The sequence below is a fragment of the Microvirga thermotolerans genome (assembly GCF_009363855.1).
GTDB classification, from domain to species: Bacteria; Pseudomonadota; Alphaproteobacteria; order Rhizobiales; family Beijerinckiaceae; genus Microvirga; species Microvirga thermotolerans.
On sequence record NZ_CP045423.1, the window covers coordinates 182,609 to 207,007 of the forward strand.

Below are 24,399 nucleotides of genomic sequence, written 5' to 3' on the forward strand. Positions count from 1 at the left end.
CCGAACGGCCGGCGCGAAAGGCCGCGGGCGAGTCGCCCCGCGGCCCTTCCTCCGCGCCGGTGCGGGGCGAGGAAGAACCTCCCCTTCTGCGGCGCAGGTCCCAGGATGGGACGATTTGACGGGAACCCTCGGCCGCTCCGGATCTTGTCGTTGCAGAACGAAATCGGAGAGACGTCATGAAAACGCTGCTCGTTGCGGCCAGCGCTGCGGTTCTGGCTGCGTCCTGTCTGTCCGGCGCGGCCGAGGCCAAGCCCGGGCGCGGCCACGCCTACGGCTACTACAAGCACCATAAGCACCACGCCTATGGGCCTCGCGGCTACTACGCCGCTCCCCGTTACACCTACCGGCGGTCCAACAACGCCGCCATCGCGGCAGGCGTCACCGGCGCCATCATCGGCGGAGCCTTGAGCGCGGCGACGCAGCCCGCCTACCGCTACCGGGCCCCGGTCTACGAGCCGCCGCGCCGCTACTATCGCGAAGAGTACTATTACGACGACGCCTGGTAGGGCCCGGCACCGGCAGGCGCGGCCTTCTCCCGCGCCTGCTGCGCCGGGGCGTTTCCGCAATGCGCGGTGCGCAACCCGTCGCGCAGGGCCTCGAAGCGGGCGACCTGATCCGCCTTGAGGCTGCGGTCCGCGTTGCGGCCGACGAAGACCTTGAACATCGCCCCGCCCTCCCCGTTGACGAACTGCACGGAGCAGGAGCGCCGGCCGAAGAAGGGCCTGTCGACGAAATAGACGAACCGGCAGCGGTCGGCCCTGATATGGCCGCCGATGGGGCTCTCGCCGTGGACGTTGAAGCTTCCGCGCCCGAAGCTGCCGGGCGGGACCGTGCCCCTGCACTCGAACACGCCGTCGGCCGTGTGCACGATGAACACGATCTCGCCCCATCCGGTGAGATCCTTCCAGATCTCCTCGAACAGGCTGCCCGGCACGCGGATCGCCGCGCCTTCGGGAAGACGGTCGAGCACCGCCTGGAGCGGCACGCCGTGCGCGTCCGCGACCGCTTCCAGGACCCCGTCGGGCCTCTCGGCGAGGGCCTGCCGGATCGGATCGTTCGGCTTGTCCGTCATCGCGCTCACTCCGCCGCCTGACGCCTCGGGACGACGGTCTGGAAGACCTCGAAGCCCTCGAATTCCGGGTGGCCCAGGGTGAGCGGCCGTCCGCCCGCACGGGCATGGGAGGCGCGGAACTGCTCCGAGCGCGTCCAGGCCTCGAAATGCGCCTTCGACGCCCACAGGGTATGCGACGCGTAGAGGATGTGGTCCTCCCGCTCCGGTCCGCGCAGCATGTGGAATGCGATGAAGCCGTCGAGCTCGTGAAGCCGGCTTTCCCGCGTGAGCCAGCGCTCCTCGAATTCGGATGCACCGTCCTTCAGGACCTTGAAGCGGTTCATGGCGATGAACATGGGAAACTCTCCATTGCTAGTTCATGTCGTAGACGATGGGCGCGGTGAAGCTCGCGCTCGCCTGCCCGTTCTCGGGCGGGATCGGCGGGAAGGGGGAAGCGCGGCGCACCATGGCGAGGGCCTCCGCGTCGAGGAGCCCGTGACCTGAGGAGCCGGAAAGGGACACGCCCGTCACGCGGCCCCCCGCATCGAGGCCGAAGGTGACGAGGACCCGGCCGCGCATCCGCTGGCGGCGGGCGGCCTCGGGATAGAGCTTGTAGCGGGCGAGATGCGCCATCACCCGCGAGCGGTAGCTGTCGCTGAGGCCCGCCCCGGCGGTCCCGCTCCGGCCCGACGCGCCGTGCGCGGCCGCGAGGGAGGAGACCGCCTCCGCCCCCCTGCCGGTCTCGCCCCTGCCGGAAGCGGCGGGGCGCGGGGTTCCCGGCGCAGCCTTCGCCGGAACCTTGGGGACCGGACGCTGGGCCGTCTTCGCGGGAGGCATCGCAGGCGGCTTCGGCGCAGGCTCGGTCTCGGCCTGCTTCGGCGGGACCGGCGCGGGTTCGGGCTGGGCGGCGGGCTCGGCCTCCCTGTCCGGCTCGGGGGGCGGCATGTCGCGGGCCGGGATCCCCGCGGGATCCGGAACGGGCGGCGCCGCGGGAACGGCGAGGCGCTCGGGATCCGCCAGCGGCGGCACGGGCTCGGGGAGCGGGATCTCCGGCGACGGCGCGTCCGCGGGTCTCGCCTCCTGCGGAACGGCCGGCTGCGCGCCGGCCTCGGCATAGGCGGCGTCGAAGGCGTCGGCGCTGACGATCTCGACCTCCACCGGGGCCGGGGAGCCCGGCGGAGTGCCGTCGCGGGCCTCCAGCATCAGGAGAACGGCCGCGAGGCCCGCCCCGGCGTGGAGGGCGAGCGACAGGGCCGCTCCCAGCCGCAGGCGCCGCGCCGGCGCCGGCACGGGCCAGCGCGCATCCGCCGCGACGGCGGGCCATTCGACCCGCTCCGCGGTTCGCGGTTCTGCGGCTCGCGGCACGGAGACCCGGAGCCCGAAGGCCCGGGGCTGCGCCTTCGGCGCGGCGGTCCGGCGCAGCCGCCGTCCGCCGGGCCGCACGATCCGTCTCACCCTGGCCCTCGCGGATCCCATGGCTCACCGCCCCGCCGCCCGGCCGCGGGGACGGTTCCCGCCGGCGGCCTTCGAACACGTGCCCGGACGGGCGGATGGACGAACCGGGCCCGTCATCGGCTGGCGAACTTCACGGTGAGGCCGAACTTCGCCGTGAGGCCCGGGCTCGGGCTGCTGTTCCGGTACTGGGTGTACTGCCGGTCGAAGAGGTTCTGGATGCTGAGATCGCCGCTGACGTTCTCGCTGTGGCGATAGGAGGCGAACAGGTCGACGAGGCCGTAACCCTTCTCCGGATTCGTCACGGTCCGCCTGGTGTCGTCGACGAAGGTCAGGCGCGTCCCGACCGTCAGCTTCTCGTCGAGGAGGCGGAACCCGACGGTGGTGCTGACCCGGTTCGGCAGGACCGTGTTGAGCGGGCCGCCCGTCTCCTCGTTCCTGCCGCTGACGATGGTGCCCGCCACCGACACGAACCCGCCGCCCCAGTCGTACGCGGCTTCGAGCTCCGCCCCCTGCAGGCGCGCGCTGGCGATGTTCCGGTACTGCTGGTCCTGGATGCCGATGGCGCAGAGCCTGGGCGCGAAGGCGCAGACGCGCACCGGCATGCCCGGGACGACGGGCACGTTGTAGACCGGCCCCACCGCGACGCTGTCGATGTAGTCGTCGACCTCGTTGCGGAAGACCGACGCCTTGGCGCGGAAGCTGTCCCCGGCCCGCAGCACGCCGTCGTACTGGACGTTCACGCCCCCTTCCAGGTTGTGCGCCACTTCCGGCCGCAGGTTCGGATTCGGCAGGATGTTGAAGATCGGGAAGGGATGGGAGCCCCGGATGAGGGTCTCGGTGATCGACGGGGCGCGGTAGCCTTCCGCGTAGGTGCCGTAGAACTCGATCCCCTCGATCGGCTCGATGCCGACGGTGAGCTTCGGCGAGACGCGGGATCCGTCGGAGGCGATGCCGCCGCCGCTCAGCTCGTAGCTGTCGAACCGCAGGGCGCCGATGGCGCGCAGCCAGGACGTGAAGCGCACCTCGTCCTGGACGAAGCCGCCGAACAGGTTGCGCTGCCCGGAGGGCGTGAAGGCCGCGCCGTAGCCGCCGGCCCGGTCCCGCGTGCGGGCCTGGTCCTGCGCGCCGTCGATGCCGACCGTCAGGGCGTGGTTGAGGCCGAAGGTCTCGAAGCGGGCGGTGTTGCTGAAGTCGAACCCGGCCGTCTCCATGCTGTAGTTCAGCGGCGCGCCGGGTCTCACGCCGAGCGCGCTGTAGGTCGTCGTCGGCGCGACGACCCGCTTCCGGTCCTCCGTGGAGGTGTAGAAACCCTTCAGGCTCAGGTCGAGCCAGGGAATGTCCGGCCGGTTGAACCGGTAGCCGAGCGTGAAGGTGTTGGCGGTGACGTCGTTCCTGAACCGCGTGCCGGCGCCCGTGTCGCCGTTGTTGGTGAAGTCGTAGTTCTGCAGGAGCGCGGAACCGCTCACCGTGTGCCCGTCCGCCGGGTAGAGGTTGAACTTGAACAGGCCCGCCGTCAGCTCGGAATCGGAATCCCGGACCTTGTCGTTGCTGCCGTCGCGGTAGTTGCCGGTGTTCCGGTACAGGAACTGGCCGAACACGTCCGCCGCGGTGCCGATGCGCGCGCCGGCCATGCTGTTCGTCAGGATGCCCGCGCCGTTCGTGCCGACGCCGAACGTCTGGACGGCGCCGTAATTCTCGTCGGGCTTGAGAATGTCGTCGATGGTGCGGGTGCGGAAGGAGACCACGCCGCCGATAGCACCCGAGCCGTAGACGGTGGAGACCGGGCCGCGCGTCACGTCCACCTGCCCGATCAGCGCGGGATCGAGATAGAACGTGCCGTTCGCCCCGTGGCCGCTCACCTGGTAATCCTGCCGCGCGCCGTCGACGAGCACGTTCACGCGGCCGAAATCCTGGAGCCCGCGGATGTTGACGGCCTGCCCGGGATCGGTGCCCGTCTCCTGCACGCTCACGCCGGGCACGCCCTGCAGGACGTCCGAGACGCGCGACGACTGGAAGAGATCGATCTGCCGCCGCGTGACGACGCTCGATCCCGCGAGGTCGTCGATCGCCTTGTCCTCCGTCTTGCCCGACGTGACGGTGATCGTGTCCAGCGCCACGGCCTCGCCGCCCGGCGCGGCGGGCGCGGTCTGCGCCTGGGCCGGCGCGGCGAGGGGAAGCCCGGCCAGGGCTGCGAGGACGAGGGTGCGGGGAGAAGCGGACGCGCGAAGCCGTTCGCGCAGGAAGGTGATCATCCTGTCGATTCCAGTCGTTAGCGATGTTTTTCTTGATGACTGGCTGGCTTGCGGAAGAAAAATTCGCGCTGGCTGGCTATCTCCCTCTTCGATCCGGCGAAGAGGGTTTGCATTCGATATCCAAATCAAGTAACGGCGTCAATACTGACTCGAAGCTTCGTAGTTTTACATGATTCTAAACTACGAATACATAGAGTTTCACATCGATAATCAGTTTAGAACGCATCGAAACTGGAGACAGCCGTGCACAACCCGCCTCCGCCGGACAGCAAGGGCGACAGGACGACAGCAGCCAGGGAAATCGACGTGGCGAGCCTCATCGGGGCGGGGCGCGAGGTGGTGCTGCTGCATCGCGGGGAGCGCTACCGCCTGCGGGTCACCGCGAACGGCAAGCTCATCCTCACCAAATGAAGGCTCCTGCCATGACCGCTGCCATGACCGCTGCCATGACCGCACTCTCCCGACGGACCCTGCTCCTCGCCCCGGCCCTCCTGGCCGCCCTGCCGCGCGCCCGGGCCGCCTCCCCGCGCCGGATCGTCAGCATCGGCGGCGCCGTGACCGAAATCCTCTACCGCCTCGGGCGCGGCGGGGAGATCGTGGGGGTCGATTCCACCAGCCAGCATCCGGCGGAGGCCCTGCGGACGAAGGCGAATGTCGGCTATGTCCGCGCCCTCGGCGCGGAGGGAATCCTCTCCCTTCGCCCCACCCACGTTATCGCCGTCGAGGGAGCGGGACCGCCCGACGCCCTGCGCCTGGTGGAGCAGGCGGGCGTGCGGATCGTCCGCGTTCCGGAGGAATTCGGCGAGGAGGGAACCGTCCGCCGGGTCCGGACGGTCGCGGAGGCGGTCGACGCTCAGGCGGAAGGCGCGGCCCTCGCGGCCGAGATCGAGGAGGGTTTCGCGAAGCTCTCCGCCGTCCGGGCCAAGGTGACGCGCCCGGCGAAGGCGCTCTTCGTCCTGTCGCTCCAGAACGGCCGCCCGGTGGTGGGCGGCAGGGGCACGGCGGCGGATGCGATGCTCGCCCTCGCCGGAGCGGAGAACGCCGCCTCCGGCCTGACGGGCTGGAAGCCCCTGTCGGACGAGGGGCTGATCGCGGCGGCGCCGGAGGCGATCGTGACGATGGCGCACGGCCCGGGCGGCGACGCGCCCGACCCCTTCGCCCTTCCCGCCTTCGCCGCGACCCCTGCGGCGGCGAAGCGGCGGCTGATCGTCATGGACGGGGTTTATCTCCTCGGCTTCGGGCCGTGCGCGCCCTCCGCGGCGCTCGAACTCCTGGCGGCGCTCCATCCCGACCGGGCCGGAACGGCGCGGCCATGACCCTCGCGGCCGCGCCCCGTTCCTTCCCGGAGGGGAAGCGTCTTCCGGCGCTTCCCCTCGACCGCAGGCCGCTGCTGTTCGCAGGGCTCCTGGTCGCCCTCGCGGCGTCCGGGATCGCGGCCCTCGGTCTGGGCGCGACCGGCATCCCGGCCGCGCGCGCCCTCTCGATCCTCGCGGAGGCCGCCACGGGGCGGGCGGCCTCGGGCGGCGATGCGCTGATCGTCCTGCAGGTCCGCCTGCCCCGCCTCCTGCTCGGGCTCCTCGTCGGGGCGGCGCTCGCCTCCTCGGGCGCCCTCATGCAGGGCCTGTTCCGCAACCCCCTGGCGGATCCCGGCCTCGTCGGCGTCTCCGCCGGGGCGGCGCTCGCGGCGGCGGCGACCATCGTCCTGGGGGACGCGCTTCTCGCGCCCCTCGTGGGTCCCCTGCCCTTCGCCGCCCTGCCCCTCGGCGCCTTCGCGGGAGGGCTCCTCACGACGCTCGCGCTCTACCGCATCGCCACGCGCGGCGGGCGCACCTCCATGGCGACCCTGCTGCTCGCGGGCGTCGCCTTCGGCGCGCTTTCGGGAGCCGTCATGGGGCTGCTCTCCTATGTGAGCGACGACAGGCAGCTGCGCGATCTCGCGTTCTGGTCCCTCGGCTCCTTGAGCGGCGCCACCTGGACGAAGGTCGCCGCGGCGGCGGCGCTGATCCTGCCCGGCCTTCTGCTCGTCCCGGCCCTGTCCCGCGGGCTGAACGCCCTCGCCCTCGGCGAGGCCGAGGCCTATCACCTCGGCGTGCCGGTGCAGCGGGTCAAGGCGGCGGCGGTCCTTACGGTGGCGGTGGCGGTCGGGACCTCCGTCGCCTGCGCGGGCATGATCGGCTTCGTCGGCATCGTCGTGCCGCACGTGCTCAGGCTCCTCGCCGGCCCGGATCATCGCATGCTGCTGCCGGCCTCCGCCCTGGCGGGGGCGGCCCTGCTCGTCGCCGCCGACACGGTGGCGCGCACCCTCGCCGCGCCTGCGGAGCTGCCCATCGGCATCCTGACGGCCCTGATCGGCGCGCCCTTCTTCCTCTGGCTCCTGCTGCGCCGCCGGGGAGGGCTCCTTACGTGAGCGCCATCCTCGAGGCGGAGAACCTTTCCTGCATCCGCGGCGGACGCAGGCTGCTCGACGGCGTCGGCCTCGCCGTCGGCGAGGGCTCCTTCACCGTCGTCCTCGGGCCGAACGGGGCCGGCAAGTCGACCCTCCTGCGCGTGCTCTGCGGCGAGCTCTCCCCCGATTCCGGCGAGGTGCGGCTCGCGGGAGAGCGCCTGTCCCGCATCCCGCCCTGGCGGCTCGCCCATCGCCGGGCGGTGATGCCCCAGGCCTCGGAGCTGGCCTTTCCCTTCACCGCCTTCGAGGTCGCGAGCCTCGGCGTCGAGGGCCTCGGACGCGGCCTGTCGCGGGCCGACCGCCGCCGCATGGCCTTCGATGCCCTCGAACGGGCGGATGTGGGCCATCTGGCGGAGCGCGACTACCGGACCCTTTCCGGCGGCGAGCGGCAGCGGGTCCATTTCGCCCGCGTGCTGGCGCAGCTCATGGCGGGCCGCACCGTCGAGGCCCGGCAGGTCCTCTTCCTGGACGAGCCCATCGCGAGCCTCGACCTGAAGCATCAGCTCGCCCTGCTCGACGCGGCGCGCGGCCTGTGCCGGGACGGCGTGACCGTCGTCGCCGTGCTCCACGATCTCCAGCTCGCGGCGGGGGTCGCCGACCGGGCGGTGCTCCTCTGCGGCGGGCGCCCGGTCGCGCAGGGCCGGCCGGAGGCGGTGCTGACGCCCGCCCGGCTCGCCGCGGTCTTCGGCGTGACCCTGGCGACGCCGCGCCTTCCGCCGCACCCCTGGACGCCGGCGCCCGCGCCGCAGGCCTGATGCCTACGCGCCGGGCGCCCCGTCGAGGCTGGCGCCGGCCACGAGCGGGGCGTCGACGGTGCAGACGACCCCCTCCCGCGTGAAGCGGATCTCCGCCCGGCCGTCCAGGTCGTGCGCGAGGCTGCGCTCGATGAGACGGGTGCCGAAGCCCCGGCGGCTCGGCACCTCGACGGGCGGCCCGCCGGTCTCCGACCAGACGAGGTGCAGGCACGGCCCGCTCCGGTGGGACACGGTCCAGCGGACGCTCACCTCCCCGGTCGCGTTGGAGAGGGCGCCGTACTTCACCGCGTTGGTGGCGAGCTCCTGCAGGGCCATGGCGATGGCGAGCGCCATGCGCGGGGGCAGCCGGACGGCCGGGCCCTCCATGCGCAGCCGGCTCTCCCTTTCGTGGCGGTAGGGCGCCATGGCCTCGCCGACGATCTCCCTCAGGTCCGCGCTCCCCCAGTTCTCGCGGGTCAGCACGTCGTGGGCGCGCGAGAGGGCGAACAGGCGCTCCTCCATGGCCGCCCGCGCCTCGTCGATGGAACCGGAGTTGCGCAGCGTCTGGCTTGCGATGGACTGCACGGTGGCGAGGGTGTTCTTCACCCGGTGGTTCAGCTCGTTGATGAGGAGCCGCTGGTGCTCCTCGGCCTTCTTCTCCTGGTCGATGTCGACGATGGCGACGACCGCGGCGACCGTGTCGCCCTCCGCATTGCGGATCGGCGCGGCCGCGAGGCGCATCCAGGCCATGGTCCCGTCGCCGCGCTGGTAGAGGTATTCCTCGTCCCCCGTCGCCCGGCCCTCCACGAGCGCGCGCGCCACCGGGTAGTGGCGGGGCGGAACCGGCTGTCCGTCCGGGAAGTGGAGCCTCCACTGCGGATAGGCGTCGAACCCCGGCGTGGGCAGGATCGGATGGCGGAAGATGCGCTCCGCCTGCGGGTTGCCCATCGCCACGCGCCCGTCGGGAGCCTCGGTGATGATGATCCCGACCGGCACGTTCTCGAGCACGGCCTTGAGCCGCGCCTCGCTGGCGCGGAGCGCCTCCGCCGCCTCCCGGCGGCTCGTGACGTCCCGGAAGAAGGCCGCCACGCCGCCGTCCTCCACGGGAAAGATGCGCAGCTCCAGCCAGACGCTGCGGTCGCCGAAATCGTAGCAGTGCTCGATGGTGACGGGCACCCGCTCGGTCATGGCCCTGCGGTAGGCCTCCTCGACCGGGGTGCCGACGGAGGCGGGCCAGACGTCCCAGTGGGAGCGCCCGACGATCTCGCCCTCGGGCCGCCCGTCGATCCTCAGGCCTTCCCGGTTGATCTGGAGGACGCGGAAGTCGCGGTCGAGGAGCATGAACCCCTCCGTCATCCCCTCCAGCACGCCCCGGGCGCGGGCCTCGCTGGCGCGCAGGGCCTCCTCGGCCCTGCGGGCGTCCGTGACGTCGCTGCCCTCGGCGAAGATGCCGAAGATCTGCCCGTTCACGTCGCGGATCGGCTGGTAGACGAAATTGACGAAGCGCCGCTCGGGCCGGCTGTTCGGCTCCCGCTGCAGCATGACCGGGAGGTTGCTGCCGACGAAGGTCTCGCCCGTGGCGTAGACCGTGTCCAGCAGCTCCTTGAAGCCCTGCCCCGCCATTTCCGGCAGGGCCTCGAGAACCGGCTTGCCGAGAATGTCCCGGTGGCCCACCAGCTGGTAATAGGAGGTGTTGACCATCTCGAACCGGTGCTCGGGGCCGAGCAGCATGGCCATGAAGCCGGGCGCCTGGTGAAAAAGCTCGCGCAGCCGCTCCCGCTCGGTGCTGACCCGCCGCTCCGCGAGCACCTTGTCCGTCGTCTCGGTGGCGGCGCAGAACATGCCGGCGATGGCGCCGCTCTCGTCGTGGACCGGCGTGTAGGAGAAGGTGAAGTACGCATCCTCCCGGAAGCCGTTCCGCTCCATGGGGATGAGCAGGTCCTGCTGCCAGATTGCCTCCCCGGAGAGGGTGCTGTCGACGAGCGGCTTGATCTGGTCCCAGATGTCCGACCACACCTCCGCGAAGGGCCGCCCGAGGGCTTGGGGGTGCTTGGCGCCGAAGATCGGCGCGTAATCGTCGTTGTAGAGGAAGGCAAGCGCGGGCCCCCAGGCGACGAACATGGCCTGCTTGGCGTCGAGCATGAGCCGGACGAGGGTGCGCAGGGATTGCGGCCAGGTCTCCGGCTGCCCCAGGGGCGAGCGGGACCAGTCGTGCGCGCGCATGCGCGCGCCCATCTCGCCGCCGCCCTCCAGGAAATCGCGTGTCGCCCACGCCGCCCCCGCGGGCGGATCAGCGAGCATCGAAGCCCCCGCGCGCCCGGCGCGGACCTGTCCGGTCGGCCTGTCCGGGCAAAGTCCCGGCTTCCGGCATGGAAAGAACCTGTGAGACGGGCATCGATATCATTGCCGGGAACTAGGAGGAGAAGGCCCTCCTGTCAACGATTCCCGCCCCTGCGGGTTTCCAGCGCGTCGGAACGGCGCAGCGGGCACGGTGGGGCGGCGATGGCGCCGGAAAAGGACCTGCGGGCGCGACGGCGGCAACCCAGTCGCCCGCACGGACGACGCGCCTCCCGGCAGGCGAACGCCCGCCCTCAACGGCGCCGTACGGACGATCTTGGAAGAATGGAGACTTTTCACGCAGCGGCGTCGCGCCGGCACCGATTGGCGCCGGCCGGGCGTGGATCTTCGACAGTGTCTGGAAAGCGGTCGAGAGATGGTGCCCAGGAGAGGACTCGAACCTCCACGGTGTTACCCACTGGTACCTGAAACCAGCGCGTCTACCAATTCCGCCACCTGGGCATGCCTCGTCGGCGAGGCACCGTTTAAGGCCATGCGGGCGGCGCGTCAATCGTCCTTTGCGATCCTTTTTGCGTTCCGCCTCCCCGCGCCCCTTCACAGGGGTGCGGGCTTTGACTAGAGACGTGGCAGGTTTCACTCGGGAAGGGGCCGGGCGGCCGGGATGGCCGCCGCCGGTCCCCCTTCCACGTCCTCGGGGACAGGAGGCTTTCATGATCGGCCCGATTCGTACGCCCGCGCAGCAGCTCGTGACGGTCTTCGGCGGCTCGGGTTTCCTCGGGCGCTACGTGGTGAGCGCCCTCGCCAAGCGCGGCTACCGGATCCGGATCGCCACCCGCCAGCCCAACCGGGCGACCCTGCTGCCGCAGGGCATGGTGGGGCAGATCCACGCGGTCCAGGCCAACCTGCGCCACCGGGACTCCGTCGCCCATGCGGTCGCCGGGGCGGACCACGTGATCAACCTCGTCGGCATCCTCAAGGAAGGCGGCCGCCAGCGCTTCGACGACCTGCAGGCCCAGGGGCCGCGCCTCATCGCCGAGCTCGCGCCGCGCGAGGCGACCCTGGTCCATATCTCCGCCATCGGCGCCGATCCGGCGTCCGAATCCGCCTATGCCCGCTCCAAGGCGGCGGGCGAGGCGGGCCTGTTCCAGGTCCGGCCGGATGCGGTGGTGCTGCGGCCCTCGCTCATGTTCGGCCCCGGCGACAGCTTCTTCAACCGCTTCGCGGCGCTCGCCCGCATGCTGCCCGTCCTGCCCCTCGCCGGCGCCGACACCCGCATGCAGCCGGTCTACGCGGCCGACGTGGCGGAGGCCATCGCCCGCGCCGTCGAGGGCCGCGTGGAGAAGGGCCGCGTCTACGAATGCGGCGGGCCGGAGATCCGCACCTTCCGCGAGCTCGTGCAGTTCGTGCTCGACGCGACCGAGCGCAAGCGCCTCATCCTGTCCCTGCCGGCTCCGGCGGCCCGCATGCAGGGCTCGCTCCTCGGCTTCCTCGACAGGCTCACGCTCGGCCTGATGCCCGACGCCTTCTCCATGACCCGCGACCAGGCGATCCTGCTCGAGACCGACAACGTGGTCTCGGAGGCCGCGAAGGCGGAGGGGCGTACCCTCGAGGGGATGGGGATCCTGCCCGCCTCCTTCGAGGCCATCGTGCCATCCTATCTTGTGCGCTTCCGCAAGACCGGCCAGTTCGACCTGCGGCGCAACACGGTGCCGTCCCCCGCGCCGGACCTCCTGCGCCGCGAATCAGAAGGGCCGGCTCCCGGCGTCGATACGCTCGGGCCCGTCTCCCGCGGCGAGACGGCGCGCCGCTAACCCCTTGTGCAGGTGGACCATCATCGCCGCGCCGAAGATCGGGATGAGCAGGTTCACCACCGGGACCAGGACGAGGGCGGCGAGCACCGCGCCGCCGGCGAGCACGGTGAGCCGGTGGGACGCGCGCAGGCGCGCCACCTCCTCCTGAGGCCGGAAGCGCCCCGCCGCCAGCTCGAAATATTCGCGCCCGAACAGGTAGGCGTTGGCCGCGAAGAACACGATGACGTTCGGCCCGGGAATGAAGAACAGCAGCAGGGCGATCAGGTTCACCAGCAGCGACAGGCCGGCGAAGCGCAGGCCGTAGAGCAGCGCCTGGCCGAGGGGCAGGGCCCGGCCGGGCCGGTCGGCCGGATAGTGGCGGGTTTCCACCGCCTCGGCCACGTCGTCCAGGAAATAGCCCGCGACGACCGCCGAGACCGGCGGCAGGAGATAGGCGAGCCCGACGAAGATGCCCGCCCCCGCGAGGAAGGAGGCGATCCCGTCGACGATGGGATAATCGGCGCTCAGGGGATGGCCGTCGAGGAAGAGGCCGATCAGGCGCGTCAGCCCGGCCCAGACCAGGGCGAGCAGGGCGACGGTGAGCGCCAGCGACCGCCACAGGACGCGGCGCAGCGGCGGCGAGAGCACGTCGCGGGCCGCGGCGACGACCGATGCGATCAGCATGGCAGCGCCCTCGCGCGGGGCCTGCGGGAAACGGACGGAACGGGCATGGGCTCTCCTGAAGGACGGGGCGGACTTTACTTATGAACGCACCCTCCGCAAGACGAGGGGCGGAGGGTCCGATGCCGTCGTCCAGCGCGCGTTTCCTAGAAGAGCCTGCGGGCGAGGTCGACGTCGCGATCGTCGGCGCGGGCGCGGCCGGGATCGCCGCCGCCCGCCGCCTCCTCGCTTCCGGTCTCACGGTCGCCGTGCTGGAGGCGAGGCGCCGCGTCGGGGGACGCGCCGCCACGACCCTCCTCAACGGGCACCCCGTCGATCTGGGGGCCCACTGGCTGCACAACGGGCCCATCAATCCGCTCGTGCGCCTCGGCCGGGCGCGGGGCGAACCCCTGCGGCCCGCGCCGGGCGAGCGCCACCTCTTCATCGGCTCCCGGCCCGCGACCCGGGCCGAGCGCGCCGCCCTGGCCCGCGCCTTCGCCCTTGCCGACGCAGCCATCGGACGGGCCATGGCGGGGCCGGACCGGCCGGCGGCGAGCGTGCTCCCGCCCTTGGGCCCCTTCGGGCGGCGGGTGGTCGCCACCGAGGGCCTCGTCTCCGGCCGCCCCTTCGGCGAGGTGAGCCTGCACGACGTGCCCGACATGGCCTATGGGGACAACCTCTTCGTCGCTGGCGGCCTCGGCGCCTACGTGGCGCGGCTCGCGCGCGGCCTGCCCGTGCGCCTCGCCACCGCGGCCCGCAGCCTCGACTGGTCCGGGGAGGGCGTGAGGATCGGGACCGGCGCGGGAACGCTCCGGGCCCGGGCGGCCGTCGTGACGCTGCCCATGGCGGTGCTGCAGCGGGAGGGCCTGCGCTTCACGCCTGCCCTGCCCGTTCCCGTGCAGGAGGCGATCCACGGCTTCCTTCCCGGCGTCTACGAGCACGTGATCCTGCATTGGCCGGACGCGCCCTTCCGGGGACCCGACCGCCTCGCGGGCCTCCTTTCGGGCCCTGGGAGCGGGCACGAGGAGCCGCCGGGCCTCCTGACCCGGATCGACGGCACGCCGTTCCATTTCTTCGAGCTCGACTTGCCCGCCGCCTCCCGCTTCGACGGCCGGGACCCGGACGCGCCGGGCCGCTACGCCCGCGCCGTCCTCGCCGACCGGTTCGGCCCCCGGGCGATCCGCCGCCTGCGGGTCTGCCGCAGCACCGCCTGGCGGCACGACCCGCTCTCCCGCGCCTCGTGGGCGGTGGTGCCGCCCGGCCTCGTTCCCATCCGCGACCGGCTCAGGGCCCCCGTGGGGGAGCGGATCTGGTTCGCCGGCGAGGCCCTGTCCCGCGCCCAGTGGGGCACGGTCGGCGGCGCCTGGGAGGAGGGCGAGCGGGCCGCGTCCGAAATCGCCGCCCGCCTCCGCCGGGGCTGACCAGGCGCCCCGGCGGGCGCCTCAGGGCTTCGCCGGCGCGATCTCCCAGACCATCTGGACGTGAGACGTGTAGCGCAGGGTCGCGGGGGGAACGATGGGGATCTCCTCGGCGGGGCCGCCCGCCTTCATGGCCATGGCGCGCATCTCCCGCGGCGGCTCGTAGGGCTGGGCCGACCCGTCGCGGATCTCGAGGAGCCGGCCGAGCGTCACCCCGGCGGCCTGGGCATAGAGCTCGGCCTGGCGCCGGGCGTCCCTGACGGCGGCGCGGCGGGCCTCGTCGCCGCCCTCCTCCTGCCTGTCGAGGCCGAAGGACACCGACTGGAACAGCATGTTGGGGCTCGCCATGATCTCGCCGGCGAGGCGCCCGACCCCGTCCAGGTCGCGGGTCGTGATCCGCAGCCGGTGGTTGGCGGTGAATTTCGGGGCCTTGACCTCCTTGCCCATGCCGTCGACCCGGGGCGGGGTCTGGAACACCTGGAAGTTCTCGGTGCGGATGTCCTCCTTCTTGACCCCGAGGGCGGAAAGCCGGGCCAGCACCTCTTCGGAGGAGGCGCGGTTCGCCTCCACCACCTTGCCGACCGTGTCTCCTTGCGTCTCGACAGCCACGAAGAGGCGGGCGAAGTCGGGCTTCAGCTGCGCCTCTCCGGAGCCCATGACGCTCACCGTCGCCGTCGGCGGGCTCGGGTCCTCGGCGAGGGCGGGACTTGCGAGAAGGGCCGCGCAGGCGGCGAGAACGGCAAGACGCATGACGTTACTTCCTCTTCCTGAAAAGAATGCCCCGCCTTGAGGGCGGGGCATCAAAGCTTGCGCGGCAGGATGGCGCGGCCATCCTGAGCGGCGGATTAACGCCCGGTCTTCACGCGGGTCCAGAGCCGGGTGACGGTGCGCTGCGAGCGCTCGTCGTAGGCCGTGTTGGTGAACAGGCGCTTGAAGGTGGCGTCGTCCGGATAGATGCCGGGATCGTTGAGGATCTCGGGCTTCACGAACTTCTTGGCGGCGAGGTTGCCCGAGGCGTAGGACACGAAGTTCGTGTTCATGGCCGCGATCTCGGGCTTGAGCATGAAGTCGATGAATGCGTGCGCCTCGGCCACGTTCTTGGCATCCGCCGGAATGGCGAAGTTGTCGAACCACATCAGCGCGCCCTCGCGCGGGATGACGTAGGCGATCTCGACGCCGTTCTTGGCCTCCTCGGCCCGCTTCTTGGCCTGGATGATGTCGCCGGAATAGCCCACCGCCACGCAGATGTCGCCGTTGGCGAGCGCGTTGATGTATTCCGAGGAGTGGAACTTCTGCACGTTGCCGCGGATGCGGAACAGGGCGTCGCCCGCCTTGGTCAGGTCCTCGTTGCGCTTGGAATCCGGGTTGAGGCCGAGATAGGCGAGGATGCCGGGGAAGAGGTCCTCCGGGCTGTCGAGCATGTAGATGCCGCAGGCCTTCAGCTTGGAGGCGATCTCCGGCTTCATCACCAGGTCCCAGGTGTTGAGGGGCGCCTCGCTGCCCAGGATCTCGCGCACCTTCTTGACGTTCACGCCGATGCCGGTGGTGCCCCACATGTAGTTGACGGCGTACTGGTTGCCGGGGTCGAACACCGCAAGGCGCTGAGTGATGTCGGGCCACTGGTTGGCGAGGTTCGGCAGCTTCGACTTGTCGAGCTTCTGGAAGATCTTGGCGCCGATCAGCCGCTGCAGGAACGGGCCGGAGGGCACGACGATGTCGTAGCCCGACTTGCCCGCCAGCAGCTTCGTCTCGACGATCTCGTTGTTGTCGTAGGTGTCGTAGACGACCTTGATGCCGGTCGCCTTGGTGAACTCGTCCAGCGCCTTCGGGTCGATGTAGTCGGACCAGTTGTAGACGTTGACGACGCGCTCCTGAGCGGCGGCGGCCGTCGCAAGGCCGAAAGCCACGGCCAGCGAAACGAGAATGCGGATCATCGAGGGTGGGGCTCCTTCTGGGTTGGACCGCGAACGGGACCGCAGGCTAAGCGGTTCCGGCCGCGGATACAACGGCGAAAGAACAATGTTCCCGGTCTAAGCCGCCCGGCGGACGGCCCTGGCCAGGCGCTCGAGCCCGGCGTCGAGGGTCGCGTCCTTCTTGGCGAAACAGAAGCGCACCACGTTCCTCACCGCGCCCTCCGCATAGAAGGCCGAGACCGGGATCGCCGCGACCCCGTGCTCCAGCACGAGGCGGCGGCAGAAGGCGACGTCGTCCGTCTCGCCGAGGGGCGCGATGTCGATGTTGACGAAATAGGTGCCCTGGCTCGGGATCACGTCGAAGCCCAGGCTCCGTAGGCCCTCCGTGAAGCGGTCGCGGCTGCGGGCGAAGTCGCGCCGCATGCCTTCGAAATAGGCGTCCTCCTTGCCCAAGCCGTAGGCCACGGCGGCCTGGAGGTTGGGCGCGGTGGTGAAGGTGAGGAACTGGTGCGACTTCGCCAGGACCTTGAGGATGTGCGGCGCGGCGCAGACGAAGCCGACCTTCCAGCCCGTGAGGCTGAAGATCTTGCCCGCCGAGCCGATCTTCACCGCCCGCTCGCGCAGGCCGTCGAGGGCGAGGACCGGCCGGTGGCGGCGGCCGTCGAAGACCACGTGCTCCCACACCTCGTCGGAAATGACGATGGCGTCGTGACGGCGGCAGAACTCCGCGAGGAGCGCCAGGTCCTCGTCGGGAAAGATCGTGGCGGCCGGGTTGAGCGGGTTGTTGAACACCACCGCCTTCGTCCTCGGCGAGAAGGCCCGGGCCAGCGCCTCCTCCGTGAGCCGGAAATGGGGCGGCTCCAGGGTGACGAACCGGGGCACCCCGCCGGCGAGCCGCACCAGCGGCAGGTAGGCGTCGTACATGGGCTCGAACAGCACCACCTCGTCCCCCGGCTCCACGATGCCGAGGATCGCCCCGGCCAGCGCCTCGGTGGCGCCGGAGGTCACCATCACCTCCGTGTTCGGATCGAGGTCGAGGCCCTGCCAGCGCCGGTAATGGGCGGCGACGGCGCTGCGCAGCTCCGGCGTCCCCATCATGGAGGGATACTGGTTGTAGCCGTTCAGGACGGCCTCCGCCGCCGCGCGCCGCACGTCCTCCGGGCCCGGATCGTCCGGGAAGCCCTGGCCGAGATTGATGGCGCCCGTCTCCCGCGCCAGGCCCGACATCACCTCGAAGACGGTCGTGGGGAGATTGGCGAAAATGGGGTTCATGCGGGCTCTCGCGGATCGGGAACGAAACGCCCGTTGGTAGCACGAGCCTCCCCGGAGCCGAAACCGCTTTCGCTCTCATCGTCATGCATAGACGGCCCCGAATGACCGGAGGCACGGGCGCAATGGAGCGTGACACCGCCCCCCGCTGTTGCTATCGCGGCCTTGCCCGAACGAAGAAACCGCCATGCCCCCCTCCCGGACGCTCCTCGTCCCCGCCCTCGCGCTCCTCGTCCCCGCCCTCGCGCTCCTCGTCGCGGTCCTCGCCTGCGCGTCGCTCGCCGTCGGGCCGGCCCCGATCGGCGCCGTCGCGGCGGTGAAGGCGCTCGTCTCGGACCAGGGCAGCGCGAGCATCGTGGTGCGGGAGATCCGCCTGCCGCGCACGGTCCTCGCCCTCCTCGTCGGCTGGATCTTCGGGCTCACCGGCGCGGGCCTCCAGGGCCTGCTGCGCAACCCCCTCGCGGACACGGCCGTATTCGGCGCGCCCCAGGCGGCGGCGCTCGGCGCCGTGATCGTGCTCTATTTCGGGCTCGCGGGCGCCCTCTCCTGGGCGCTGCCGCTCGCCGCCATTGCGGGGGCGCTCGTCTCCATCGCCCTCGTGGTCGCGGCGGCCGGGCGCGGCGCCACGGTGGTGGTGCTCGTGCTCGCCGGCCTCGCGGTGGGCAGCCTCGCCGGGGCGGGCACCTCGCTCGCCATCAGCCTGTCGCCGAACCCCTTCGCCGTCACGGAGATCGTGTTCTGGCTCCTCGGCTCGTTCGAGGACCGCTCGTCGGTCCACGTGCTCCTCGCCGCGCCCTTCGTGCTGGCGGCGAGCCTCGCCATCCTCGCGGCGGGACCGGGCCTCAGGGCCCTTTCCCTCGGCGAGGACACGGCCCGCAGCCTCGGGATCGACGTGGGGCGCCTGCGGCTCCTCGTGGTCGGCGGGGCGGCGGTGGGGACCGGCGCCTCGGTGGCGGTGGCGGGCTCCATCGGCTTCGTCGGCCTCGTCGCCCCGCACCTGGTACGCCCCTTCGCGGGCTACGATCCCGCCCGGACCCTGGTTCCCTCCGGCCTCGCCGGGGCGGCGCTGCTGCTGGCGGCCGACTGCGCCGTGCGCCTCATCCCCTCCGCCGTCGAGGTGAAGATCGGCGTGCTGACGGCGATCCTCGGCGTGCCGTTCTTCCTCTGGGTCATCGCCCGCCGCAAGGCCGAGCTGGCGGAGACCCCCGCATGACCGAGCTCGTCGCCCGCTCCCTCTCGGTCCGCCTCGGCCGCAACCAGGCCCTGGCCGGAATCGACCTTGCCCTCGCGCCGGGGCGGCTCACGGTCGTGGTCGGCCCGAACGGGGCCGGGAAATCCACCCTGCTGCGGGCGCTCGCGGGCCTCCTCGCCCCGTCCTCGGGCAGCGTCCTGCTCTCGGGCGTGCCCGTGGGGCGGCTGCGCGCCGCCGAGCGGGCCCGGTCCGTCGCCTACCTGCCCCAGAACGGGCAGGTGGCCTGGCCGCTGCCGGTGGCGGAGGTGGTCGCCCTCGGCCGCCTGCCCCACGGGGAGGCCCCCGGCGCCCTGCCCCCGGAGGGCCGGGAGGCGGTGGCCGCCGCCCTCGCCGCCGTGGGCCTGCGCGGGTTCGAGGACAGGCCCGCCACGGAGCTCTCCGGCGGCGAGCGGGCGCGGGTCCTCCTCGCCCGGGCGCTCGCGACCCGCGCCCCGGCGATCCTCGCCGACGAGCCCATCGCCGCCCTCGATCCCCGCCACGAGCTGGTGGTGCTCGACGTGCTGAAGGCCCAGGCCCGCGCGGGCGCCCTGGTGGTCGCGATCATGCACAACCTGACCCTGGCGGCCCGCTTCGCCGACGAGGTCGTGCTCCTGGACCGGGGCCGCCTGCGGGCCCATGCGCCGCCGGCCGAGGTGTTCACCGAGGCGCGGCTCGCGGAGAGCTTCGGCATCGCCGCCCACGTGGCACGGGAGGAGGGCGGCCTCCTGGTCGTCGCGGACCGGCCCCTGCCGGAGCCATGAGGGCCGGAGGCATCAGTGCGCCGGAGGCGGGGGAGGTATGGGCCGGGCTTACATTGACAAAGCCTCGGGCCCGGCGGATACCGCCGTGCAGCTTCAAGACACGGGGCCCATGACCAGGCAGGATTTCAAGAAGGTTCTCATCGTCGTGCACGACCTCGCGATGACGGCCGCCGCCGTCCTCGCGACCTTCTTCGTGCGCTTCGACGGGGCGCTCCTCGACGAGCGCCTGCGCCTCCTGCCGATGTTCCTGCCCCCCTTCGTGGCCTTCGCCGGCATCGTCTACTGGTTCTTCCAGCTCTACCGCTCCAAGTGGCGCTTCGCCTCCCTGCCGGACCTGTTCAACATCTTCAGGGCCTCCACGGTGCTGGCCCTGACCCTGCTGGTCATCGACTACGTGCTGGTCTCGCCGCAGCTTCTGGGGGCGTTCTTCTTCGGCAAGATCACCATCGCCCTCTACTGGCTCGTCCAGATGTTCCTGCTGGGCGGCCCGCGCCTTGCCTTCCGCTACGTGAAATACGCGCGCTCCCGCAACACCATCGAGCGGGACGCCAACACGCCGACCCTGCTCCTGGGGCGCGGCAGCGACACGGAGGTGGTGCTTCGCGCCATCGAGTCCGGCGCGGTCAAGCGCCTCCAGCCCAAGGGCGTGCTGTCCTACCGCTCGGACGAGCTCGGCCAGTCGATCCGTGGCGTGCCGGTGCTCGGCACCTTCGCCGACCTCGACCGGGTGATCCAGGAGTTCCAGGAGCGCGGCGTGCCGATCCGCCGCCTGGTGGCGACGCCGAGCGCCCTGGCCCCGGAGGCCCACCCCGAGATGCTGCTCGCCCGCGCCCGCCGGCTCGGCCTGCCGCTCGTGCGCGTGACGAGCCTGGGAGAGGGCATGCGCGACGCGGAGCTCGCGCCCCTCGAGATCGAGGACCTGCTCCTGCGCCCGACGGTGCAGATCGACCGGCACCGGCTGGAGAACTTCATCCGGGGCAAGCGCGTCCTGGTCACCGGCGGCGGCGGCTCCATCGGCTCGGAGATCTGCACCCGCGTCGTCGCCTTCGGCGCGAGCCGGCTCCTGATCCTCGAAAGCTCGGAGCCGTCCCTCCACCACATCCTCGAGAACCCGACGCTGCTGTCGAGCGACACCGAGGTGGACGGCGTCCTGGCCGACGTGCGCGACCGGGAGCGCGTGCACGAGATCATGAACGACTTCAGGCCCGACGTGGTGTTCCACGCCGCCGCCCTCAAGCACGTGCCCTATCTCGAGCGGAACTGGACCGAGGGGATCAAGACGAACGTGTTCGGCTCCGTGAACGTGGCCGACGCCGCCGTGGAGGTGGGCGCGAGCGCCATCGTCATCATCTCCACCGACAAGGCCATCGACCCGGTCTCCATGCTCGGCGCGACGAAGCGCTTCGCCGAGATGTACGGGCAGGCGCTCGACGCGGAGTTCATGGGCCGCAACCGGGCGACGCGCCTCATCGCCGTGCGCTTCGGCAACGTGCTGGGCTCGGTCGGCTCGGTGGTGCCCAAGTTCAAGGCGCAGATCGCCCGCGGCGGCCCGGTCACCGTCACCCATCCGGACATGGTGCGCTACTTCATGACCACCCGCGAGGCGGCGGACCTGGTGCTCACCTCCGCCTCCCACGCGGACGCGGAGGGCCGGACCCTGACCGACGGCGCGAACAGCGACGAGCGCACCTCCATCTACGTGCTCAAGATGGGCCAGCCGGTGCGCATCTACGAGCTCGCCGAGCGCATGATCCGCCTCGCCGGCTACGAGCCGGGCGAGGAGATCGAGATCGCCGTCACCGGCACGCGCCCGGGCGAGCGGCTGCACGAGATCCTCTTCGCCCGCGAGGAGCCCCGGGCCGAGATCGGCATCGACGGCGTCATGGCGGCACGGCCGATCTTCGCCGACCGCGCCCGCCTGGAAAGCTGGCTCGAACGCCTGGCCGCCGCCGTCCGCGAGGGGGACCGCGCCGCGGCGGAGGCGGTGTTCGAGGAGGCGATCCCGGAATTCAAGCGCCGGACGAAGGAGCCGCCGCCAGCCGCGCCAGCCCGTCTCGCGTCCCAGTGACCGGCTCCCAGCCGATCCGGCGCAGGGCGTCGGGGCTGGCGACCAGGGAGCCCGCGAGCCGCTCGTAGGCCTCCACGCGGCCGGCGAGGGCGGCGGCCATGCGCAGGAGCGCGGGCGGCACGGGGACGAGGCCGGGCCCGCGCCCCATCCCGGCCCGCAGGGCGGCGACGATCTCCGGCACCGTCACGGGCTCCGGATCCGCCGCGATGAAGGGCCGGCGCAGGGGACCCGGCGCCTTGAGCAGCGCATCGACCGCCGCGGTGAGGTTGTCGAGGGACAGCAGCGAGCGCCGCGCCCGCAGCGCCCCGAGCGGCAGGGGCCAGGGGGAGCGGGCGAGCGCCATCAGCGCCGCCATGTTGCCCTTCACCCCGGGTCCGTAGACGAGGACGGGGCGCAGGGCCGCCCAGTCCAGGGCGAGGGCCGCCAGGCCCTGCTCCGCCTCGAGCTTGGAGCGCCCGTAGGCGTCTGTCGGCCGGGGCTCCATGTCCTCGGTCAGCACCTCCCGGGCCGCCGGCCCGCTCTGGGCGCGGATGGAGGAGAGGAACAGGAAGCGCCGCACCCCGGCCCGCTCCGCCGCCCGGGCGAGGGCGAGGGTGCCTTCCGTGTTGATGGCCCGGTAATCGTCCTCCGGCAGGCCGGACATGGCATGGGCGAGGCCCGCGGAATGGATCACCGCGTCCGCGTCCCGCAGGGCCGCGGCCATGTTGAAGGGCTGGGCGATGTCGCCGATCACCGCGCTCGTGGCGCCTTCCGGCACCTCCGCGGGGCGGCGCAGGAGCACGCGGACGCGGTAGCCCCGCTTCGGCAGCTCCGCGAGGAGGTGGCGGCCGATGAAGCCGGTGGCGCCGGTGAGGGCGATCAGGGGTCCATTCATCGCACGACCTTCGAACGGGGACGGGAGAAGAGCCGGAGCACCAGGATCACCAGGGCGAGGCCGGCCGCCAGGGCCGCGGCCTGCACGGCGGCCGAGCGCCAGACCAGGGTCATGGCCGCGAGGCCCGCGAGGGCGAGGTTCAGCCCGAACACATGGGCGCTGACCGCAAGCGCCGAAAAGCCGTTGTCGGTGGCCTTCTGGTAGAAATGGGTGCGATGCGCCTCCCAGACCTTCTCGCCCCGGGCGAGGCGCCGCAGCAGGGTGACGGTGGCGTCCGTCAGGTAATAGAGCGGCAGCAGGAGGGCGGCGGCGATCGTCCCGGTTCCGGCAAGCTGGAGCAGCATCCAGCCGACGAGAAGCCCGATGGGCAGCGAGCCCACGTCCCCGAGGAAGAGCCGGGCGACCGGCTTGTTGAAGGGGGCGAAGCCGAGGAGCGCGCCGCAGAGGGCGAGGGCCACGAAGGTCACCAGGATCGACATCGGCAGGCCTGCCGCAGGCCCAAGAACGGCGATGGCCGCCGTCACCGGCACCATCTCGGCCACCGTGATCCAATCGAGCCCGTCCATGAAGTTGACGAGGTTCACGAACCAGACGCCGCCAAGGATGAGGATGGCCTGCTCGACGGCGAGAGGAACGACGTCCGGCAGTATTCGTAAGCCGCTTGTCACCACGACGGCGGCGACGGCTGCAACCTGAAGGACAAGGCGCAGGCCCGCCGGCAAGGGTCGAATATCGTCGACGGCACCGACGATGGCCAGGAACATCGAGGCCCCTGCAAGGATGACGAAGGCTTTGAAGAAATGCTCCGGCAAGCCCAGAACCGAGAAAGCCAGAGCCATTGTGACCAGCACAGCGCCGACAACTGCGATGCCGCCTCCCTGAGGCGTCGGGATCGTGTGGCTCGACCGCGCATTCGGTCGCGCCAGCGCATAGCGGACCAGAAGCGGCTTGAGAGCGACGATCAGGATTGCCGACAGCAAACCTGCCGACAGCATGATCGCCGAGAGAACGGCGACGGTGACGAAGGCAAAAGGATTGAACGCCACGGACAACAGAAGGCCTGCCACCACCGACGCGGCCCAAAACCCGATCAGCTTGAGGTAGTCGACGATCATCCTACGCCCCGTGATAGTCCCGGTACCAGGCCACGAAGCGGCGGACGCCCTCCTCCAGCGAGGTCGCAGGCGCGAAGCCCACGTCCCGGCGCAGGTCGGTCACGTCGGCGCGGGTCTCCAGCACGTCGCCGGGGGGCAGGGGCTTGTCGACGCGGATCGCCTTGCGGCCGAGCGCCTCCTCGATGAGGGCGACGAGGCGGTTCACCTCCTCCGGCCGGTCGTTGCCGATATTGTAGACCCGGTGGGGCGCCCCGCTCGTCGCCGGGTCCGGCGCCAGGGCGTTCCAGGACGGGTCGCCGGCGGGAATCCGCTCCACCAGCCGCACGACGCCCTCGACGATGTCGTCCACGTAGGTGAAGTCGCGCCAGACTTTTCCCGCATTGGCGACCTGGATCTCCCGCCCCTCGGCGATGGCGCGGGTGAAGGTGTAGACCGCCATGTCGGGGCGCCCCCAGGGACCGTAGACCGTGAAGAAGCGCAGGCCCGTGGCCGGGAGCCCGAAGAGGTGGGCATAGGAATGGGCCAGCATCTCGTTCGCCCGCTTCGTCGCCGCGTAGACGCTGATGGGGTGGTCGGCCGGATCGTGCTCGGAGAAGGGCAGCTTGCGGTTCGCCCCGTAGACGGAGCTCGACGAGGCATAGACCAGGTGCCCGACCCCCGCATGGCGGCAGGCCTCCAGCATGTTCATGAAGGCGACGAGGTTCGAGCGCGCGTAGGGCATGGCGTCCGCGAAGCGCACGCCCGGCTGAGCGGCGAGGTGGATCACGCGCTCGAAGCGGTGGCGGCGGAAGAGATCCTGCGTCGCCTGCGGATCGGCGAGGTCGATCCGCTCCGGCTCGAAGGCGTTGTGCGGCGTCAGGTTCGCGAACCGCGCCTCCTTGAGGCTCACGTCGTAATAGGGCGTGAAGCTGTCCACGCCCACCACCCGGTGGCCGTCCCTGAGGAGCCGCTTGGCCACGTGGAAACCGATGAAGCCGGCGGCGCCGGTCACGAGGATGGGTGCTGACATCAGGTTCTCAGGGCCCGCTTCGTGGTCGACCGTACGTGACGGGCGGCGCCCGGCC

General features: G+C 71.7%; 21 protein-coding genes, 1 tRNA gene and 1 pseudogene. 10 read left to right on the plus strand and 13 right to left on the minus strand.

The window, feature by feature from the left end:
- Positions 1-173 precede the first annotated feature (173 nt).
- Positions 174-506 (plus strand): annotated as a pseudogene (locus tag GDR74_RS00815) (hypothetical protein); the annotation flags it as partial.
- Here the strand turns inward: GDR74_RS00815 and hutX are convergent.
- The 4 genes from hutX to GDR74_RS00835 form a co-directional block, all read right to left on the minus strand.
- The gene (hutX, locus tag GDR74_RS00820; protein ID WP_152584521.1) at positions 488-1,072 is read right to left on the minus strand and encodes a heme utilization cystosolic carrier protein HutX; all 585 of its coding nucleotides are present in this window, start codon (positions 1,070-1,072) and stop codon (positions 488-490) included. The pseudogene GDR74_RS00815 and the gene hutX overlap by 19 nt on opposite strands.
- 5 nt (positions 1,073-1,077) lie before the next feature.
- A complete protein-coding gene (gene hmuQ / locus GDR74_RS00825; protein WP_152584522.1) occupies positions 1,078-1,407 on the minus strand; it encodes a heme-degrading protein HmuQ in 330 nt (109 codons plus the stop codon).
- Positions 1,408-1,423: 16 nt separating this feature from the next.
- A complete protein-coding gene (locus tag GDR74_RS00830; protein ID WP_152584523.1) occupies positions 1,424-2,506 on the minus strand; it encodes a TonB family protein in 1,083 nt (360 codons plus the stop codon).
- Between the two features lie 113 nt (positions 2,507-2,619).
- Positions 2,620-4,758 carry a TonB-dependent hemoglobin/transferrin/lactoferrin family receptor gene (locus tag GDR74_RS00835; protein ID WP_152584524.1) on the minus strand — a complete coding sequence of 713 codons (2,139 nt, stop codon included), beginning with the start codon at positions 4,756-4,758 and terminating at the stop codon, positions 2,620-2,622.
- Positions 4,759-5,001: 243 nt separating this feature from the next.
- Between GDR74_RS00835 and hemP the strand changes: the two genes are divergently transcribed.
- From hemP to GDR74_RS00855, 4 genes are read left to right on the plus strand one after another with little or no spacing between them, the layout of a single operon-like run.
- Positions 5,002-5,169, plus strand: a complete 168-nt coding sequence (hemP, locus tag GDR74_RS00840; protein WP_152584525.1) for a hemin uptake protein HemP — start codon at positions 5,002-5,004, stop codon at positions 5,167-5,169.
- A gap of 11 nt (positions 5,170-5,180) precedes the next feature.
- On the plus strand, positions 5,181-6,074 hold the full coding sequence (locus GDR74_RS00845) for a heme/hemin ABC transporter substrate-binding protein (RefSeq protein ID WP_246179817.1): 894 nt from the start codon (positions 5,181-5,183) through the stop codon (positions 6,072-6,074).
- Complete coding sequence (locus GDR74_RS00850; protein ID WP_152584526.1) at positions 6,071-7,165, plus strand: FecCD family ABC transporter permease; 1,095 nt, start codon at positions 6,071-6,073, stop codon at positions 7,163-7,165. The genes GDR74_RS00845 and GDR74_RS00850 overlap by 4 nt, the downstream gene beginning before the upstream one ends.
- Positions 7,162-7,959, plus strand: a complete 798-nt coding sequence (locus tag GDR74_RS00855; protein WP_152584527.1) for a heme ABC transporter ATP-binding protein — start codon at positions 7,162-7,164, stop codon at positions 7,957-7,959. The genes GDR74_RS00850 and GDR74_RS00855 overlap by 4 nt, the downstream gene beginning before the upstream one ends.
- 3 nt (positions 7,960-7,962) lie before the next feature.
- Here GDR74_RS00855 and GDR74_RS00860 read toward each other — a convergent pair whose 3' ends face one another.
- Positions 7,963-10,239, minus strand: coding sequence for a PAS domain-containing sensor histidine kinase (locus GDR74_RS00860; RefSeq protein WP_152584528.1), 2,277 nt, complete (start codon positions 10,237-10,239; stop codon positions 7,963-7,965).
- 413 nt (positions 10,240-10,652) lie between these two features.
- A tRNA-Leu gene (locus GDR74_RS00865) sits at positions 10,653-10,737 on the minus strand.
- Positions 10,738-10,946: 209 nt separating this feature from the next.
- On the opposite strand from GDR74_RS00865, the gene GDR74_RS00870 reads away from it, so the two are divergent.
- Entirely contained in the window at positions 10,947-12,047 is a 1,101-nt protein-coding gene (locus GDR74_RS00870; protein WP_152584529.1) for a complex I NDUFA9 subunit family protein, read from the plus strand.
- Here GDR74_RS00870 and GDR74_RS00875 read toward each other — a convergent pair.
- On the minus strand, positions 11,979-12,710 hold the full coding sequence (locus GDR74_RS00875) for a sulfate transporter family protein (protein WP_152584530.1): 732 nt from the start codon (positions 12,708-12,710) through the stop codon (positions 11,979-11,981). The two genes, GDR74_RS00870 and GDR74_RS00875, sit on opposite strands and share 69 nt — an antisense overlap.
- Positions 12,711-12,829: 119 nt before the next feature.
- On the opposite strand from GDR74_RS00875, the gene GDR74_RS00880 reads away from it, so the two are divergent.
- On the plus strand, positions 12,830-14,107 hold the full coding sequence (locus GDR74_RS00880; RefSeq protein ID WP_246179818.1) for a flavin monoamine oxidase family protein: 1,278 nt from the start codon (positions 12,830-12,832) through the stop codon (positions 14,105-14,107).
- Between the two features lie 21 nt (positions 14,108-14,128).
- On the opposite strand, the gene GDR74_RS00885 is transcribed toward GDR74_RS00880, so the two are convergent.
- The 3 genes from GDR74_RS00885 to GDR74_RS00895 form a co-directional block, all read right to left on the minus strand.
- The gene (locus GDR74_RS00885; protein ID WP_194164592.1) at positions 14,129-14,854 is read right to left on the minus strand and encodes an SIMPL domain-containing protein; all 726 of its coding nucleotides are present in this window, start codon (positions 14,852-14,854) and stop codon (positions 14,129-14,131) included.
- A 95-nt stretch (positions 14,855-14,949) separates the two neighbouring features.
- A complete protein-coding gene (locus GDR74_RS00890; protein ID WP_152584533.1) occupies positions 14,950-16,038 on the minus strand; it encodes a polyamine ABC transporter substrate-binding protein in 1,089 nt (362 codons plus the stop codon).
- Positions 16,039-16,134: 96 nt separating this feature from the next.
- Entirely contained in the window at positions 16,135-17,289 is a 1,155-nt protein-coding gene (locus GDR74_RS00895) for an aminotransferase (protein WP_152584534.1), read from the minus strand.
- A 184-nt stretch (positions 17,290-17,473) separates the two neighbouring features.
- On the opposite strand from GDR74_RS00895, the gene GDR74_RS00900 reads away from it, so the two are divergent.
- The 3 genes from GDR74_RS00900 to GDR74_RS00910 all read left to right on the plus strand — a co-directional run bounded on the left by GDR74_RS00900 (position 17,474) and on the right by GDR74_RS00910 (position 21,346).
- Positions 17,474-18,499, plus strand: a complete 1,026-nt coding sequence (locus tag GDR74_RS00900; RefSeq protein WP_152584535.1) for a FecCD family ABC transporter permease — start codon at positions 17,474-17,476, stop codon at positions 18,497-18,499.
- A complete protein-coding gene (locus tag GDR74_RS00905; protein ID WP_152584536.1) occupies positions 18,496-19,278 on the plus strand; it encodes an ABC transporter ATP-binding protein in 783 nt (260 codons plus the stop codon). The genes GDR74_RS00900 and GDR74_RS00905 overlap by 4 nt, the downstream gene beginning before the upstream one ends.
- A 109-nt stretch (positions 19,279-19,387) precedes the next feature.
- Positions 19,388-21,346 carry a nucleoside-diphosphate sugar epimerase/dehydratase gene (locus GDR74_RS00910; RefSeq protein ID WP_152587608.1) on the plus strand — a complete coding sequence of 653 codons (1,959 nt, stop codon included), beginning with the start codon at positions 19,388-19,390 and terminating at the stop codon, positions 21,344-21,346.
- Here GDR74_RS00910 and GDR74_RS00915 read toward each other — a convergent pair.
- The 3 genes from GDR74_RS00915 to GDR74_RS00925 all read right to left on the minus strand — a co-directional run bounded on the left by GDR74_RS00915 (position 21,288) and on the right by GDR74_RS00925 (position 24,344).
- Entirely contained in the window at positions 21,288-22,220 is a 933-nt protein-coding gene (locus GDR74_RS00915) for an NAD-dependent epimerase/dehydratase family protein (protein WP_152584537.1), read from the minus strand. The genes GDR74_RS00910 and GDR74_RS00915 overlap by 59 nt on opposite strands.
- Entirely contained in the window at positions 22,217-23,215 is a 999-nt protein-coding gene (locus tag GDR74_RS00920; RefSeq protein ID WP_246180208.1) for an MraY family glycosyltransferase, read from the minus strand. Before GDR74_RS00920 ends, GDR74_RS00915 begins: the two co-directional genes overlap by 4 nt.
- 121 nt (positions 23,216-23,336) lie before the next feature.
- Positions 23,337-24,344: an NAD-dependent epimerase/dehydratase family protein gene (locus tag GDR74_RS00925; protein ID WP_152584539.1), complete on the minus strand. Its 1,008-nt coding sequence runs from the start codon at positions 24,342-24,344 to the stop codon at positions 23,337-23,339.
- Between the last annotated feature and the right edge of the window lie 55 nt (positions 24,345-24,399).

What these genes read in the sequence shown, in the direction of transcription:
- hutX (WP_152584521.1), bottom strand. Translation starts at nt 1,072, where the DNA reads ATGACGGACAAGCCGAACGATCCGATCCGGCAGGCCCTCGCCGAGAGG.
- hmuQ (WP_152584522.1), bottom strand. Translation starts at nt 1,407, where the DNA reads ATGTTCATCGCCATGAACCGCTTCAAGGTCCTGAAGGACGGTGCATCC.
- GDR74_RS00835 (WP_152584524.1), bottom strand. Translation starts at nt 4,758, where the DNA reads ATGATCACCTTCCTGCGCGAACGGCTTCGCGCGTCCGCTTCTCCCCGC.
- GDR74_RS00845 (WP_246179817.1), top strand. Translation starts at nt 5,181, where the DNA reads ATGACCGCTGCCATGACCGCTGCCATGACCGCACTCTCCCGACGGACC.
- GDR74_RS00850 (WP_152584526.1), top strand. Translation starts at nt 6,071, where the DNA reads ATGACCCTCGCGGCCGCGCCCCGTTCCTTCCCGGAGGGGAAGCGTCTT.
- GDR74_RS00860 (WP_152584528.1), bottom strand. Translation starts at nt 10,239, where the DNA reads ATGCTCGCTGATCCGCCCGCGGGGGCGGCGTGGGCGACACGCGATTTC.
- GDR74_RS00870 (WP_152584529.1), top strand. Translation starts at nt 10,947, where the DNA reads ATGATCGGCCCGATTCGTACGCCCGCGCAGCAGCTCGTGACGGTCTTC.
- GDR74_RS00875 (WP_152584530.1), bottom strand. Translation starts at nt 12,710, where the DNA reads ATGCTGATCGCATCGGTCGTCGCCGCGGCCCGCGACGTGCTCTCGCCG.
- GDR74_RS00880 (WP_246179818.1), top strand. Translation starts at nt 12,830, where the DNA reads ATGCCGTCGTCCAGCGCGCGTTTCCTAGAAGAGCCTGCGGGCGAGGTC.
- GDR74_RS00885 (WP_194164592.1), bottom strand. Translation starts at nt 14,854, where the DNA reads ATGCGTCTTGCCGTTCTCGCCGCCTGCGCGGCCCTTCTCGCAAGTCCC.
- GDR74_RS00890 (WP_152584533.1), bottom strand. Translation starts at nt 16,038, where the DNA reads ATGATCCGCATTCTCGTTTCGCTGGCCGTGGCTTTCGGCCTTGCGACG.
- GDR74_RS00895 (WP_152584534.1), bottom strand. Translation starts at nt 17,289, where the DNA reads ATGAACCCCATTTTCGCCAATCTCCCCACGACCGTCTTCGAGGTGATG.
- GDR74_RS00900 (WP_152584535.1), top strand. Translation starts at nt 17,474, where the DNA reads ATGCCCCCCTCCCGGACGCTCCTCGTCCCCGCCCTCGCGCTCCTCGTC.
- GDR74_RS00905 (WP_152584536.1), top strand. Translation starts at nt 18,496, where the DNA reads ATGACCGAGCTCGTCGCCCGCTCCCTCTCGGTCCGCCTCGGCCGCAAC.
- GDR74_RS00910 (WP_152587608.1), top strand. Translation starts at nt 19,388, where the DNA reads ATGACCAGGCAGGATTTCAAGAAGGTTCTCATCGTCGTGCACGACCTC.
- GDR74_RS00915 (WP_152584537.1), bottom strand. Translation starts at nt 22,220, where the DNA reads ATGAATGGACCCCTGATCGCCCTCACCGGCGCCACCGGCTTCATCGGC.
- GDR74_RS00920 (WP_246180208.1), bottom strand. Translation starts at nt 23,215, where the DNA reads ATGCTGTCGGCAGGTTTGCTGTCGGCAATCCTGATCGTCGCTCTCAAG.
- GDR74_RS00925 (WP_152584539.1), bottom strand. Translation starts at nt 24,344, where the DNA reads ATGTCAGCACCCATCCTCGTGACCGGCGCCGCCGGCTTCATCGGTTTC.